This is a genomic window from Pelagimonas varians, assembly GCF_003208435.1.
GTDB lineage: Bacteria > Pseudomonadota > Alphaproteobacteria > Rhodobacterales > Rhodobacteraceae > Pelagimonas > Pelagimonas varians.
Map to the genome: position 1 here is coordinate 218,158 of NZ_QKMF01000003.1, position 16,010 is coordinate 234,167.

The 16,010-nt window shown below is 56.5% G+C and carries 7 protein-coding genes; 6 read left to right on the forward strand and 1 reads right to left on the reverse strand.

Annotation, left to right across the window (positions count from 1 at the left end; translation table 11 throughout):
* Positions 1–10 precede the first annotated feature (10 nt).
* The 6 genes from C8N36_RS05450 to C8N36_RS05480 all read left to right on the forward strand — a co-directional run bounded on the left by C8N36_RS05450 (position 11) and on the right by C8N36_RS05480 (position 7,680).
* Complete coding sequence (locus C8N36_RS05450) at positions 11–1,858, forward strand: ABC transporter ATP-binding protein (protein ID WP_097804707.1); 1,848 nt, start codon at positions 11–13, stop codon at positions 1,856–1,858.
* A 126-nt stretch (positions 1,859–1,984) separates the two neighbouring features.
* Complete coding sequence (locus C8N36_RS05455) at positions 1,985–3,610, forward strand: GMC family oxidoreductase (RefSeq protein ID WP_176527084.1); 1,626 nt, start codon at positions 1,985–1,987, stop codon at positions 3,608–3,610.
* 2 nt (positions 3,611–3,612) lie between these two features.
* Positions 3,613–4,377: an NAD(P)H-dependent oxidoreductase gene (locus C8N36_RS05460; RefSeq protein WP_097804706.1), complete on the forward strand. Its 765-nt coding sequence runs from the start codon at positions 3,613–3,615 to the stop codon at positions 4,375–4,377.
* Positions 4,378–4,799: 422 nt separating this feature from the next.
* Positions 4,800–5,795 (forward strand): TRAP transporter substrate-binding protein, encoded by a 996-nt coding sequence (locus C8N36_RS05470; RefSeq protein WP_097804704.1) that lies wholly within the window; start codon positions 4,800–4,802, stop codon positions 5,793–5,795.
* 83 nt (positions 5,796–5,878) lie between these two features.
* On the forward strand, positions 5,879–6,373 hold the full coding sequence (locus C8N36_RS05475) for a TRAP transporter small permease (protein WP_097804902.1): 495 nt from the start codon (positions 5,879–5,881) through the stop codon (positions 6,371–6,373).
* Complete coding sequence (locus C8N36_RS05480) at positions 6,370–7,680, forward strand: TRAP transporter large permease (protein WP_097804703.1); 1,311 nt, start codon at positions 6,370–6,372, stop codon at positions 7,678–7,680. Before C8N36_RS05475 ends, C8N36_RS05480 begins: the two co-directional genes overlap by 4 nt.
* Before the next feature lie 125 nt (positions 7,681–7,805).
* Here the strand turns inward: C8N36_RS05480 and C8N36_RS05485 are convergent, their stop codons facing one another.
* Entirely contained in the window at positions 7,806–15,926 is an 8,121-nt protein-coding gene (locus C8N36_RS05485) for an Ig-like domain-containing protein (RefSeq protein ID WP_110767815.1), read from the reverse strand.
* Positions 15,927–16,010: the final 84 nt, after the last annotated feature.

Consider the following 16,010-nt stretch of genomic DNA (forward strand, 5'->3'; position numbering starts at 1 on the left):
TTGGAAACCTATGTATGCGTTATATGATTGGCTCACGCGGGCCGCGTTGAATCTTGCGGATCCCTATGTGCACGGGGACGGCGACCCGCCCGCAACACAGGTTTGGCCTTATCTGAAATCACACTTGCGCCCGCTCCGGTGGGTGTTGATGCTGAGTGTTCTGGTCACCGCCATTGCGGCCAGCATCGAGGTGTGGCTGATCGGATATGCTGGCCGGTTGATCGACATGCTGGCCGACACCGCGCCAAGTGACATATGGCAAGATCATAGTCTGAGCCTGATGGGCGCAGCCGTGATGGTTATTCTCATTCGTCCGGTGTCGCAATTTGCCCGCCATTCGGTCAACGACATCGGTTTGCAATGCAATGCGGCGAACTTGTTTCGCTGGCGGGCGCATGACCACCTGACAAACCAGTCGGTAGGCTGGTTCCAAGACGACATGGCAGGGCGCACCGCCTCCCGCCTTGTGTTGATGGGCAACTATGCGACGGATGTGATTTACCATTCGCTGAATGCGGTCGCGTTTGGTTTTGTCTATATGATTGGTGTCGTCACCTTTATGGCGGGGACCGACATTCGCTTGGCTCTGCCCTTGTTCATCTGGCTTGCGCTTTATGTGACGCTGATGGTGCTTATTGTTCCGCGGATGGTGCGGTCGATGGAAACGTTTATGGCGTCCAAATCAGCGCTTTTGGGCGTGGTGGTCGATACGTTTTCCAACTTTGACACGATCAGCCTGTTTGCCAAGCGGCAGGACATCGAAGACGAGCACCGGCAATCGCTGGAAGAAACACGCAAAACACTGTTTCAAGCCCGCCAAATCAGCGTCGGCATGCGCACGGTTACCGTCTGGCTGGAGGGGGTGATTATCGTTGGTTTTGTTGGCTATGGGATTTGGCTTTGGTCCCAAGGCGCGGCCAGTATCGGCCTTGTCAGCGCGGCAGTTGCGCTCAGCCTGCGTATCACAACAATGGCGGATTGGGTGTCCGAAGCCGTCTGGTCTATTTTCCAGCAGGTGGGATCCGTGCGCGAAGCTTTGCGGTCGATTAGCCAACCACTGGCCATTCCAGCACTGCCCGATGCCCCCGATCTAAAGATCAATGGCGGAGCAATCACCATTCAAAAAGCGCGCCATCATTATGGCAAAGGGCGCGGCGGTTTGGATGGTATTGATTTGCAGATTGGACCGGGGGAAAAGGTGGGGCTTGTTGGCCCTTCTGGTGCAGGCAAGTCGACGTTGGTGAACCTGATCCTGCGGTTCTATGATCTTGAAGACGGGCAAATCACCATCGACGGCCAGGATATCCGCGCCGTCGACCAACAAAGCCTGCGCAGCGCCTTTGGCATGGTCAGCCAGCAGGCCGCGCTACTGAACAGGTCGGTGCGCGACAACCTGACAATTGGGCAAGTGGGCCTGACCCAAGACCAGATCGAAGCCGCCGCACGTGAAGCGAAAGCCCATGAATTCATCTGCGATCTGCGCGACAGCAAGGGCCGCACCGGCTATGACGCGCATGTTGGTGAACGTGGGGTCAAACTGTCGGGTGGGCAACGCCAGCGGATCGCGCTGGCCCGCGTTATCCTGAAAGATGCGCCGATCCTGATCCTTGATGAGGCAACAAGTGCTTTGGACAGCGAAGTCGAGGCGGAAATCCAGACCTCGCTGAAGCAGGTGATGCGCGACAAGACCGTGATCGCGATCGCGCACCGGCTGTCAACCATAGCGGAAATGGACCGCATTGTAGTGGTCGATGACGGGCGGATTGTCGAAACCGGGACACACCGTGACCTTCTGGCTGCGGACCGGCTTTATGCGCAGCTGTGGAACAGGCAGTCGGGCGGATTTATTGGCGACTAGTTTGGTAGAGCGGCGGAACGCCCTGATTCTGGGGCAGGGGGTGCACTGACTGCTTGCGTTAGGGCGCATTATCGGCATTTGGTGCCGGCGAAACAGACTGCTTCACTTTCGTACAGGCCGATCTCTATGGACTTTGACTATATCATTATCGGGGCTGGATCGGCTGGCTGCATATTGGCAGACCGCCTGTCGCGCGACGGAAAAACCAAAGTTTTGGTACTTGAGGCGGGCGGATCCGACAAACGGTTTTGGATCAAGGTCCCCTTGGGGTATGGGTTCACCTTTTCTGACCCAAAGGTCACGTGGAAATACATGACCCAGCCTGATCCGGGCTTGAAATCAAGGCCGGCCTATTGGCCGCGCGGACGGGTTTTGGGGGGCTCCAGCTCGATCAATGCCATGGCCTATGTGCGCGGCTTGCCAAAGGACTTTGATGATTGGGAAGAGGCGGGGGCCACTGGATGGAATTGGGAGGCCGTCCGGCGCACCTACGATGCGCTCGAAAGCCATGATGAATTTGCGGCGGATGGGCAAAGGCACATTCGGGGCACTGGGGCCTTGCGGGTCTCAGAACTAAGCCGCCAGATGCACCCGTTTTCGGCGCGCTTTATCGAGGCTGCCCAAGACTTGGGCTGGTCCACGCCGACAGACATGAACGCACCGGGGGCCGAGGGCCTGTCGTATTATCGCAGTACGGTGCGCGACGGTTTTCGCTGCTCCTCCGCCGACGCTTTTTTGCGGCCTGCGATGAGCCGCAACACAGTGCGATTGGAAACCAACGCCGTTGTTGATCGGCTTGTGCTTGACGGAACACGGATAACTGGCGTGTGCTATCGACAGGGCGCTCAACTCAAAACCGCAACCGCCAAGGCCGAAGTCATCCTAAGTGCTGGGGCCATCAATTCCCCGCAGCTTTTGCAACTGTCTGGGATTGGACCCGCGTCCTTACTGCAATCGCATGGCATACCAGTGGTGCAGGATTTGCCGCAAGTGGGGCAGGGTTTGCAGGACCATCTGGCTATTACACATCACTTCGCAGCCACGGAGCCGACCTTGAACAACCGCCTCGGCGGCGTTCTTGGGCAGGTTATGGCGGGGGTTCAATATATCCTGACCCGCAAGGGCCCGCTGAGTGTTCCGGTCAATCAGGTCGGCGGGTTTGTCCGGTCAGAGGGGGCGATCAACCCGCCAGACATGCAGATCTATTGCAACCCTGCTTCTTATAATCCACCCGTAAATGGCCGCCCGTCGCTGGACAAAGAGGCTGGTTTTATATTGTCGGTCCAACCTTGCCGACCTACCAGCCGTGGCTGGGTCCGGATTGCGTCAGCAGATCCGAAAAAGGCACCGCTTATCCAGCCCAATTCCTTGTCCACACAACAAGACCGCGACGAGGCAATTGCCGCCTGCAAATTGCTGCGTGAAATCGCCAAGACGCCGACGATAACGCGCTTGACCCAAACCCGCTGCGCCCCTGATGTGATGGGGATGAGTGACGATGAGATGCTGGAAAACTTCCAAAGCCGCGCGGCGACAAATTTTCATCCCACCTGCACCTGCCGTATGGGCGGCACTGCAGCGGATTCCGTATTGGATAGCCGCCTTCGGGTGCATGGCGTCCAAGGGTTACGGGTTGTTGATGCCTCGGCCTTTCCGAATGTCACGTCTGGCAACACCAACGCCCCGACGATGATGCTGGCGTTGCGTGCAGCTGATATGATCCTTGAAGATACACAGTTGGGGGCACTCTAACTATGACAACAACGCTGATTGTTCTGGCGCATCCAGACCCGCGTTCATTTAATGGCGCTTGGGCTGATGCGACCGAACAAGCCGCTTTGGATCAGGGTGACACGGTACTGCGGTCCAATCTATGCAAAATGGGATTTGATCCGGTAGAAAGCGCAGCTCACTATCCGCTGTGGTCTCAGGCCGATGCTTTCGATCCGCTCAAAGCGCAGGAGCAAGCCGCCGCCGGTTCCGGTTTTCCTGCCGATGTGCAAGGCGAAATTGAAAAATTGCGCCAAGCCGACCGAGTGATTTTTCACTTTCCGATTTGGTGGTTTGCCCCACCTGCGGTGTTGAAGGGCTGGTTTGACCGGGTGCTGGCCCATGGGGCGTTGCACACGGTTGATCGGCGATTTGATCGGGGGCTTTTCAAGGGCAAGACAGCCCAGTTTTGCGTCACGGCTGGCGCGGGTGAAACCGAATGCGGTTTTGATGGCAAAGAGGGAAACCTTGAGATGCTCTTGTGGCCGACAGCCTACACGCTGCGCTACTTGGGTTTTACTATTTTGAAGCCCAAGGCCGTTTTTGGCGTTCACGGGTATTTTGAAGGGCAGGCGCGCGTGGATCTGGAGACGCGATTGCAGAGCGTTTTACGCGATCAAGGCCCCTTCTTGAAGACGTTGGACACCAGACCGGAAGTTGCTTTCAACAAGGACACAGACTTTGATGCGGGTGGCAAATTGCGCGCAGATTCTCCGAGCGTCAGCCACTTCATCCGTCACACAAAGTGATTTCAGCAGACAAATCGCACTTGATTAACATGTCGTGCAGGCAGACTGCGGATTTCGAAAACGAAGGTTGCTTGCCACCTTGCAATGACCAGTGGTTTCCCTTGGAAAAGGGGGCTTTGCGTTTTGTCTGGCCCGAAGATCTGAATGGCCCGGATCGGAAAACAGTGTTTTTAGACAGCGGTCTAGGCCCCATGCTAGGGGCGACACCTTCGGTTAAATGCGACTGCGGCACGTAACCCTAACAGATCCGGATGGCGATGGATTTGGCCAGCTGAAGCCGGGAAAATTCGGGTCAAAAGATCAGCCAGCTGACATGTGATTTTACAAATAATTACATTTTCAGTTGACACATTACAAATTGTCGGCACATATTTTCGCAGTTCGGACGCCGCAGGTTTTCGGGCGTTTTTTGGGAGGAAATCATGTCTATCTTTAATTCTTTCGCGCGGATCATCGGCGCGGCTACAGCTGTGTCTGTTATCGCAATCACCGCTGCTTCTGCAGATGAAATCACACTGCGCGGAGCAAGCCTTTTTGACGAAGAGCACGCCTACACAAAAACGCTGCGCCAGCTTGAGCAGCTGATCGGCGACAAATATGACGGCGACGTCGTGTTTGACCTGCGCCTGAACGGTGAGCTGGGCGACGAAAGCGATTTCGTGACCTTCTTGCAGCAGGGCGTTGCGATTGATTATGCGATCATGGCTCCTTCGAACATGGCGACATTCGCCCCGTCGATCCCGCTGATGGACATGCCGTTCTTGTTCCGCGATCTTGAGCATTGGGACACAGCATTGGCCAGTGGCGTTATGGCCCCCCTTGAGGCAGAATTGCTTGCCAAGGCTGACATCCGTGTCATCGGCTACGCAGGTGGCGGTGTTCGCAATCTGGCTTCCGCAGAACCTATCGGAAACATCGACGAGTTGACCGGCCACAAAATGCGCGTGATGGGGGCCCCAATTCAGGCCCAGATCTTCTCGGCCATTCAGGCAGCCCCGTCTGCGATCGCTTACAACGAAGTGTATAACGCCATTCAAACCGGTGTAATTGCTGGTTTCGAAAACGAAGCGGCGTCAATCCAGAACCTCAAGTTCTACGAAGTTGCACCAAACATCACGCTGACAAAGCACGCCATCACGGTGCGCCCGATTGTTGTGGCTGAAAAAACATTCAAGAAACTGCCCGAAGCGCTTCAGGCTGCGATCTTGGAAGCAGGTCTGGAAGCCGGTGCATTTGGCCGTAATCTAGAGAGCACGCAAGACGGCGAAAAAATGCAGGAAATGATCGACGCAGGTCAGGTCCAAGTGCAAGAATTCGCTGGCCGCGAAAAGCTGCTGGAACTGGTCGTTCCGGTTCAGGACGCTTACGCAGCCGAGCTGGGCGCTTCTGATCTTCTTGAAGCTATCCGCTCGAAGTAAGCTAGGCGCTTACGCTTGAACACAACCACCGGCGCTTCAAAGACGCGCCGGTGGTTTTTTTGCACTTATGTATGGCGGCTCCCATGATCGGTAGAACCCTTGAAACCTTTTGCAACGGATTACGTGTCCTGCTGGGCTGTTTGGTGGCAGCTTTGGCCATTCCCGTCGGGATGCAGGTGATCGCCCGCTATACCGGTGTGATCCCAGTGTATTTATGGACCGAAGAGCTTGCCACGTTCATCTTTGTTTGGGTCGTGATGATTGGATCAATGGTCGCGGTTTGGGATGGAACGCATTTCGATGTGCGGGTTCTACCCGATGCCAAACGCCCATTCCTGAAGCTGCTCCAAAACGGCTTTGTATTGGTTCTGATAACAGCCTTTTCGATGCTATTTGTCTGGTACGGAATTGAATATGCCAAATTCGGCAGCATCCAGCATTCGACGATGATGCGCGCCAATATGATCATCACCTTCATTTCAGTTCCAATCGCCGGGTTCATCTGGACCCTTTTCGCCGGATATCGTTTGTACGAAACCGTCGCTGAATATCGCTCTAGCTCGAAAGACGTCTCATGATTGTTTCAACTGGTTTGGCCTGCGCGATCCTCGTAGGCGGTTTCATTCTATTGGTTGCGCTGCGTATACCGGTGGCTTTTGCATTGGGTATTGCGACTATTCCCGTTGTATTATTGGACTTGCGATTAACGCCTTTCATCGTGTTGGACCGGATGTTCCAGTCCTATAACTCTTTCATCTTGTTGGCGGTTCCGTTCTTTTTGCTGGCCGCAAACCTAATGAATTCGGGCAAGATAACCGACAAACTCATCGAACTATCGCGGGTTTTGACAGGGTGGATGCCCGGCGGTCTAGGGCATGTGAACGTCGCGGTTTCGATGTTGTTTGCAGGTATATCCGGATCATCAACCGCGGATGCGGCGGGCTGCGGTAAAATCTTGATCCCCGCGATGGTGAAAGAGGGATACGATACGCGCTTTGCAATTGCGCTGACGGCCTGTTCGTCGGTGATGGGGGTGATCATTCCGCCTTCGATCTTGATGATCGTTTGGGGCGGTGTGATGCAAACCTCTGTCGGAGCGTTGTTTCTGGCCGGTGCAACACCGGGTTTGATGATCGGCGCTGCGTTGATGGCGACGGTCTATGGCTACGCCAAAGTCTATGATTACCCTGTCATTGGTTCGCCAACGCTGTGCGATCTGTGGACCGCTTTTAAGGGCGCGTTTCTGGCGCTTTTGACCCCGCTGTTGGTGATCGGCGGAATCGTTGGCGGCATTGTGACCCCGACGGAAAGCGCGATTATCGCCGCTGGCTATGCCTTGATTTTGGGCATGTTTGTGTACCGCACAGTGACGGTCCGCGATCTGGGGCATATTTTTTACGACACAGGCCGCTTCGCCTCGATCTCGCTCTTTGCGATCGGGACCGCCTCCGCATTCGGTTGGCTGTTGGCCTTCTATAACGTTCCGCGTTTGATCGTAGGAGTGATGACCGCGTTGGAGTTCGGCTCGTTTGGCACTGCCCTGATTATTGCGGCTTTGTTCTTGTTCTTTGGCCTTTTTATTGATGCGATCCCGACAATTATCATCCTTGGAACAGTTTTGCTGCCGGTCGCGCAGGCGGCTGACATTCACCCGGTTGTCTTCGCTATTATCGGTATCATCTCGTTGGCATTCGGACTTGTGACACCGCCCTATGGGTTATGTTTATTGATATCGGCATCTATCGGCGGAATGAATGTCGTGCAGGTCATGCGCGATGTGGCCATCATCTTGGCACCGATGCTGTTGATCTTGCTCATTGTGATCTTGGTTCCGGACGTGGCGTTGTGGCTGCCCAAGCTGCTGATGCCAGAGAGTTTCAACTAGAAAACGGTCAGTGGCGCGTTTTTTTCCAGACATGTTCCTTCCCGCTGCAGATGTGGCGGGAAGGTGTTTTGCCAACTTTCGTCCTAACAGGCGCGGAAATCATTCAAACGAGATTTTCCGGGGTCTTAGGCAGGGCTGTCATCCACCACAGGCCATGTTTGAACCGTGCCATCATCAAAGTTCGTGACTCTTGAAATCAAGGTTCCATCGACATCGAAAACGTCCGTTTTGTTCGTCCAGAGATAGACGTTGTCAGGGTCTGTCTGCGTTTGGGTTGACCGAACTCCTGCGGCAAACTCTGTCGTCAGGATGCGGCCGTCATCATAGGTTGTTTGGGATTCGATAAGGACGCCGGAACTGTTGTAGTCGCGTTCAATACTGGCCCAGACAAAAGCATCCGCTGCGTCGGTGATCGTGGCTTCGGCCTGAACTCCTGCGACATAGCGAAAATTCCCCACCCTGCCGTCGTCGAAGTTTGTAACCTTCGAGATCAGGTTGCCTTCGCTATCATAGGTCAAGGACTGGTCTGTCCATCTATGGGCATTGTCCGGGTCTGTCAGCGTTTGTGTTGACCGGACACCAGCGGTGTAAGTCGCGCTTTGAACACGGCCGTCGTCGTGATTTGTGACCCTCGACATCAATACACCGTCGACACCGTATGCGGAGGATTGGCTGGTCCAGCTGTGTGCGTTCTGCGGGTCTGTCAGCGTTTGCGCAGATCGAACGCCAGCGGTGTACTCAGAGACCAGAACTCGGCCGTCGTCGTAGTTTGCAACCCTTGAGATCAGGGTGCCATCGCTATCGTATGCGTAGATTTGGTCTGTCCAGCTGAATGCATTTTCGGGGTCCGTCAACGTTTGCGCAGATCGAACGCCATTGGTGTATTGTGCCGAAAGCACCCGGCCGTCGTCAAAGGTTGTGTCCATCGAGATCAACGCACCACCGCCATCGTATGCCAATGACTGGCTTGTCCAACTATGTGCGTTTTCGGGGTCTGTCAGCGTTTGCGATGATCGAACGCCATTGGTGTATTGTGCCACAAGCACACGGCCGTCGTCGTAGGTAATTTCTTTTGAAATGAGTTGCCCTGTCGGAGAGATAACGGTTGTCTGGCTCTGCCAACTCGCGAGTTCTTCGGAATCAAGCCGTTCGCGAACCCTGTTGACGTTGATGACAACTTCACCGCTGCTTCTTAGGCCTTGCGCATCCACAATATCGTAGACAAATTGGTCAACTCCGTAAAAACCAGCATCAGGCTGGTAAACGAGGCTGCCACCGGCTTGTGTCACACTGCCGTGTTCTGGCTGGCCAAAACCGGCCAGTGTCGGCGCAGGGCCTTCAAGGTCAAAATCATTGGCAAGCACATCAACACTGACAGGGGCAGACTGGTTTGTTGTCGCCAGATCGTCCACCGCTTCCGGCGGCAAGTTGCTTACGCCTGTTACTGTCAATTCCTGACTGCCGCTGGCATAGCCATCGCTGGCAATGATTTCCAAGGAATAGACTAGGCCACCCACTGCGGCCTCGGGCAACGCAAGCGTTGGATCCCCGTCAAACGTCACCTCACCGGTCAAAGGGTCTATCGCAAACAAGCCCGCATCAGCTCCGGCCAGGCTATAAGTTACTGGGTGGCTCTCTGGATCGGTGGCCTCAGCGTCAAAAATGGGTGTGGTTTGCCCGGTGACCAACGTGGCCTCGGCTGTTGCCGGTAAAACGGGCGCGGAGTTCACAAGTGACGAAATCGCATAATCTGTTGTGACCAAGCCGTCAGTAAAACGTAATGTCTGAATGTTCTGGAGCAGATCACTGCCGCCAGCTTCGGTGATGACCCGATATGACCCTTCTCCGAGGTCAATGACATAGATCGATGCTGCGCTGCCGGAATAGGCTGCAACATTCACATCCGACCCCAGCGATCCAATGATTGTGTCATTCCCTGCTTCGCCAAATGCGGTGTCATCGCCGTCGCCCAGCACGATCAGGTCATGGCCGGCCCCGCCTTGTACAAAGTCGTTCCCCGAGCCAGCTCGCAGGGTGTCGTTGCCAGCATTGCCAATCAACCTGTCCGTCAGGGAACCGCCCAAGAGGCTATCCGCACCGCTGCCGCCTGTCAGATCAAAGATCTCAACATTTGAGAAGTATTGGTAAACATAACCAAAACCTTCGACATAGACGCGGTAGTAGGTGGTGGAGGAGTTGCTGTAATAGGTGATGCCACTGGTTGCGGCCCCCCAGTCGATGGTCAGCGTGTCAAAGCCGTCACCGGCAAGGAAATTCGCTGACCCCAGCGCGCCCAGATCGGTCAGATAATGGTCGTCGCCATCGCCAAGGCTGATGTAGTTCGAATAGCCAAACCAGCCGGAATTCGAGGCCACGCCGCGTGTGTCAAAGCGGTCATCGCCTGCGCCGGTATACAGGTACATCTGCTCGACGCCTTGCAAATGCGTCTCGTCTTCGGTGCCCTCATAGAAGACCGCCGCTTCGTCTTGCAGGGCCGATAGGGTGACATCGATATCCTCGGCGGGGTCGGTTTCGCCGTCGCCAAAGCGCAGGTCGAGCGAGACCCAGTCGTTGCCGTCGCCTGCCAAAACGGTGTCGCCCTTGTCGGCACCGAAAATCCGGTCCTGCCCGCCATTGGTGACAAAGCGGTCGCGCCCGCCGACGGCATAGACAATATCGCTGGCGCTGCCGGTGGTGAAATCGATCTTTTCGATGTCCGAGAAGTATTGGTAAACATAGCCGAAATCGTCGACATAGACGCGGTAGTAGGTGGTGGAGGAGTTGCTGTAATAGGTGATGCCACTGGTTGCGTCGCCCCAGTCGATGGTCAGCGTGTCGATGCCGTCACCGGCAAGGAAATTCGCTGACCCCAGCGCGCCCAGATCGGTCAGATAATGGTCGTCGCCATCGCCAAGGCTGATGTAGTTCGAATAGCCAAACCAGCCGGAATTCGAGGCCACGCCGCGTGTGTCAAAGCGGTCATCGCCTGCGCCGGTATACAGGTACATCTGCTCGACGCCTTGCAAATGCGTCTCGCCTTCGGTGCCCTCATAGAAGACCGCCGCTTCGTCTTGCAGGGCCGATAGGGTGACATCGATATCCTCGGCGGGGTCGGTTTCGCCGTCGCCAAAGCGCAGGTCGAGCGAGACCCAGTCGTTGCCGTCGCCCGCCAAAACGGTGTCGCCTTTGTCGGCACCAAAGATCCGGTCCTGCCCGCCATTGGTGACAAAGCGGTCGCGCCCGCCGACGGCATAGACCATATCGCTGGCGCTGCCGGTGGTGAAATCGATCTTTTCGATGTCCGAGAAGTATTGGTAAACATAGCCGAAATCGTCGACATAGACGCGGTAGTAGGTGGTGGAGGAGTTGCTGTAATAGGTGATGCCACTGGTTGCGTCGCCCCAGTCGATGGTCAGCGTGTCGATGCCGTCACCGGCAAGGAAATTCGCTGACCCCAGCGCGCCCAGATCGGTCAGATAATGGTCGTCGCCATCGCCGGAGTTCCAGTAATTCGATACGCCAAACACGTTGGAGGATGAGCTGACGTTTCGGGTGTCCAAAAGGTCATTGCCTGCGCCCGTTGTTATGCGGACCTGTTCGATTCCTTCCCATGAGGTTTCGACGGCTGTTCCGGCATTTACGATGACAGGGCCGGTTTGCGTATCAAGCAGTCGCAGCGAGAAATCGAGCCCTAGATCCACATCTTCGGCCGTTCGGATAGTCGCATAGACAAGGTCATGCCCCGCTCCGCCTGACACTTCCAATGCCCCGCGGTAGCCGTACAGCCGGTCGGAACCGCCGTTGCCCACCAAGGTATCAGCAAGGTTGCCGCCATACAGGACATCGCTTGCCGATCCGCCCCTGAGATCAAAGGATTCAATCCCGTCAAAGTAGGTGTAAACGTAACCGTCGACATAGGTTCGGTAGTAGGAGGCGGAGGAGTTGCTGAAATGGGTGATCGCGGAGGCAGAGGTGGACCAGTCCATCCGCATTATGTCGGCGGCACCTTCGCCGCCGTAAACGTAATGTGTGCCCCGGGACAGCAACGTTAAACGCAGGTCATCGTCGCCTTCGTCGCCGCTCAGGACTTCGCTTCCGCCGCCCCCGGCGATGATCGTGTCGTTGCCCATGCCGCCGCTGATCGTGTCGCCGGATGCGTTGCCGGTGATCACATTGTCCAGATCGTTGCCGGTGATGCGCACCGCGCCCGACGTGTCTGCGACGGTCAGGTCTTCGATATCAGCCGCCTGCACCGACATGTCAAAGCTGGAGGCCCCGGCGGCGCGCACTTCGATCAAATCATGGCCGCTGGTGTCGGTGATCAGATCCAGCACGTTGTCGACGACATAGGTGTCGTCCCCCACGCCGCCGATCATGGTGTCGCGCCCCAACAGCCCGTCCAACCGGTCATTGCCAGCTGTGCCAATCAGCGTGTTGGCCAACGCATTTCCGGTGCCGATGCGCGCTGCGCCCAGCAGTGTCAGGTTTTCGATGTTGAGTTGGCTAGGCGCATCCAGTGACCAGTCCACCCAAGCCTGAACCAGATCAGTGCCGGTTCCAAGTTCGGTGACTTGCTCTAGGATATGGTCGACAACATAGGTGTCGTCGCCGTTGCCGCCGATCAGCGTGTCGGCGTCTTGTCCGCCGTCAAGGCTGTCATTGCCAGCGTCGCCATCCAGATAATCTGCCCCGATACCGCCGTCGAGACTATCGTGCCCCGAGCCGCCGAGCAGAGTGTCATTCCCCAAGGCCCCGCGCAGCGTGTCGTCGCCGCCCAAACCCAAAAAGGCGTTGTCGCCATCATCGCCGATCAAAGTATCAGCCAGCGCCGAGCCTTCGATTTCTTCGATACTGGTATAGGTGTCGCCAGCCGCGTCGCCGCCAATCTGTGCCGCCAATGTCAGATCGATAGAAACCGCAACAGTGCTGCTGCGATAGGTGGCCCGGTCCCGTCCAGTGCCGCCGATCAGTGCATCCGCACCGCCAAGGCCTTCGAGCGTGTCGTTTCCACTGGCTCCGATCAGGGATTGGTCTAATGCGTTACCGGTCAGCGAACCGTTCAGGACTGAGGCGTCCAGGGCCATTACTTCGATGTCATCGTCCGCGTCCAAAGCAAAACTTTGAAGTCTCGATATGGCGGTGTCGGTGCCCTCAAGGGCAGCTTCGACAATATCGTCGCCGAGGTGGTCGACGAAATATGTATCATTGCCGCCATGGCCGATCATGCTGTCGGCACCAGCTTGGCCGTCCAACCATTCGCCCGCCCCGGACCCGTGCAGCGTGTCTGACCCGCCGCCGCCATACAGCGATCCACCAGAAAGCCCGAGCTGGTTTGCGGTTATGACATTGTCGCCAGCGTTGCCCGTGCCTGAAATGGCTGTCCCGATCAGAGTCAGGTTTTCAATCTGGCTTTGGGTGCCGGTGGCGATGGACCAGCTGATCGCTGCCCGTACTTCGTCTGTACCGCCATCGGTGCCTACTGGAATCTCGCCATAGCGGTTTTCATCAACAACGTCGCCTGTGTCATCGACAAAATAGAGATCGTCGCCCTGTGCGCCGACCATGGTGTCCGCGCCGGTTCCGCCGTCCAGTGTGTCGTTGCCATCAGACCCCAAAAGCACATCGTCGCCGCCTGCACCGGCGATGGAATCATCACCATCCAGCCCGATGATCATCTCGCCGTTGCCGCTGCCGGTCAGCGTATCCGCGTCATTGGAGCCTTGTAGCACCTCAATCGAGGTCAGAACGTCGCCCTGCGCGGTTCCGCCTGCGCCTGTGCCGGTTCCAAGGTTCACATTCACCCCGACGCCCGAATAGACGTAGGATACCATGTCTTCGCCGTCGCCGCCGCTGAGTGTATCCGCGCCTGCGCCGCCATAGAACAAATCGGCCCCGTCGCCGCCGATCAAGCTGTCGTTGCCGTCCCGGCCAAACAATGTGTCTTCGCCAATGCCGCCGTCCAGCGTGTCACCGGCCGCACCGCCCGCCAAAATATCGCGACCTTCGCCGCCTTCGATCGAACCGGCAATGGCAAGAGTTTCGGACAGCACCAGCTGGTCATTACCCTGTCCAAGATCAGCAGCAATCTGCGTCCCGCTGGTATAAGCCTCGGCATAGCCGTCGATGACGACGTTGACCTTGCCGCCGGTTGCATCGCTGACATAGGCGATTTCGTTGCCGTCCACGGCGCTGCCAACCAATCGATTCCCGGCAAGCGGCCCTGTGTTCAGTGTCAGCACACCGCCCGAGAGGGACGCCAGTGCCAGCGTCGATGTGCTGGAAGCCAGGCCTGAAACGCCGGTGAAGTTGAAGTCCGCCAGCGTGATCTGCGGGCTGTCGATGCGGAAAATATCCCCGCCCAAAACACGCGCTGCAAGGGTCAGATGCGCTGTAATCGACCCCGAGGCATCGAAAAGACTAAAAGGGTTCGTCGAAAGCGCCGCAAGGAATTCATCATAGTACAGACGCCCCGGCTGTGATTGCAGCCCATCGGCAATATCAAGTTCGATTGTGCCGGTGACCGCGCCGCCGCCATACAAGCTTGCGATCACGGCATCCAGGGCCGCACCAAGGTTGATCGTTGCCGACAACGAGGCCTCGGGCCCTTCGCCGTCTATCACATATAGCCCGTTCAGCGCTGTCAACGCCGATGCGCCCGGCATGGTTAGCCCACGAGTGCTATAGCCGAATGCGAGGTCAAAGGCCGCCGAAATCGAGCCGCCGATGTTCACAGTGATACCGGTAAAGACCGGAATGGTCAGCAGGCTGTCGCCGCCGGCAGACATTGAGACTTCGGGGAAATCAATTTCGACCAGATCTGCCTCGCCGCCGAACAACAACGACAGAATTTGGGCTGGATCCTCAAGGATCGGCACCGAAAAGGCGGTCCCACTGACCATCTCTTGCAGCATTTCTTGCGGAGAAGTGCCGCCGCTGGAGTTGGTCCATTCGCCGCCGGACAGCGCATCGACGACGTCGGTCAATGTATCCGCAGCGCCCTGAAGGTCGAGATTGGCCGTGGTGATGTCGAAGGCTAAATCACGCAGGTCTTCGGCGGTGTCGAGGTTGAAGTCACCAAAGTTCAAACCGGCTTCGCCGACAGCCACGGAATCAAGGAACTCGGCCCAATCGACAATATCTTTGGCAAGGTCGATGAAGTCTTCAATTGGCCCCAGATCGATATCCGGATCGGCCAGTTTCAGCAGATCCAGCATGTTGATCTCGCCGTCGCCACTCAGATCCAGCAGTGTTTCCCAATTGGGCAACAGTTTGAGCATGGTGATGTCGGCGGTGATGACCTCTAGGGCAGTGTTGATGGGGTCGATCAGCGGCGCGATTGCGTCAAAGATCGGCAACATCACGTTTTCAAGAAAGCTACCGAGGTCGAGCGTTACATCCTTCAGCACAACGCTGGGCAACTCGCCAAAAGTCACATTCTGGTCGGTTGGATTGACGTCGGCATTGATGAACTGCCAGTCAATTTCCAGAACAGCCGACACTGACGGAAGCGCGCCTGTGCCAAAATCAGCTGCCATAGCCAGACCGATATCGGCTTGGCCGTTCAGCGACACATCCAGGAAATCCTGTCCCATTTCAGACAGGCGCAACAAGCCGTCATTATTTGCGTCGGTCAGGTCGATGGCAAACTCGAGGTCCAGCTCTGTACCCGCATCGGCCACAACATATTGCAACACGCCCAAGGAGGCAGACGCGTTAAAAGTAACGCCGGTGGTGCCGAGCGATAGATCAATGCCCGAGGCAGCCGTGTCGATGAAAAAGCCCGAAGAATCCAACCCCATGGTCAGGCTCAGGGCTGCGTTGGCTGCCACATCGGCAGATCCGGCCACAGAGACAGCGATCCCCGGTAGGCCGATGTCACCGGCCACTGCAAATTGCGAAGTTTCCCCGGCTTCGGCATTTATCGACAGGGTGATATCCGAACCGCTGACCTGAACGCCGACAACAACGCCCGACATCCCGATAGAGGCCAGCGCATTGTTGATCTCAATCTCGACCTGCGCGGCGGTATAAGTGGCCGCACCGGACAAAGTCGACAAGGCATTTACCAAAGCCGTGCGGGTGTTTTCCATCACCTGCGTCGCGTCACTGGAACTGGTCCCAAGCCCGGTTCCGATCAATGGCAGTGTCTCGGCCAAGGCTTGCGCGCCATATGCGATATTCAAAGAGTTGAGTGCAGAGGCGGCGCTGGTATGGAGCTGGTCTATCTGCGCTTGGGAAATTGTCATAAAAACGGCCTACTTAAACTGAATTCGCCTACATCTTAAAATTGTATGCGTCTGAAAACGTGCTGTTGGATTAATAATTCTGTA

Coding starts and splice junctions, on each gene's coding strand:
- C8N36_RS05450 (WP_097804707.1), top strand. CDS start 11: ATGTATGCGTTATATGATTGGCTCACGCGGGCCGCGTTGAATCTTGCG.
- C8N36_RS05455 (WP_176527084.1), top strand. CDS start 1,985: ATGGACTTTGACTATATCATTATCGGGGCTGGATCGGCTGGCTGCATA.
- C8N36_RS05460 (WP_097804706.1), top strand. CDS start 3,613: ATGACAACAACGCTGATTGTTCTGGCGCATCCAGACCCGCGTTCATTT.
- C8N36_RS05470 (WP_097804704.1), top strand. CDS start 4,800: ATGTCTATCTTTAATTCTTTCGCGCGGATCATCGGCGCGGCTACAGCT.
- C8N36_RS05475 (WP_097804902.1), top strand. CDS start 5,879: ATGATCGGTAGAACCCTTGAAACCTTTTGCAACGGATTACGTGTCCTG.
- C8N36_RS05480 (WP_097804703.1), top strand. CDS start 6,370: ATGATTGTTTCAACTGGTTTGGCCTGCGCGATCCTCGTAGGCGGTTTC.
- C8N36_RS05485 (WP_110767815.1), bottom strand. CDS start 15,926: ATGACAATTTCCCAAGCGCAGATAGACCAGCTCCATACCAGCGCCGCC.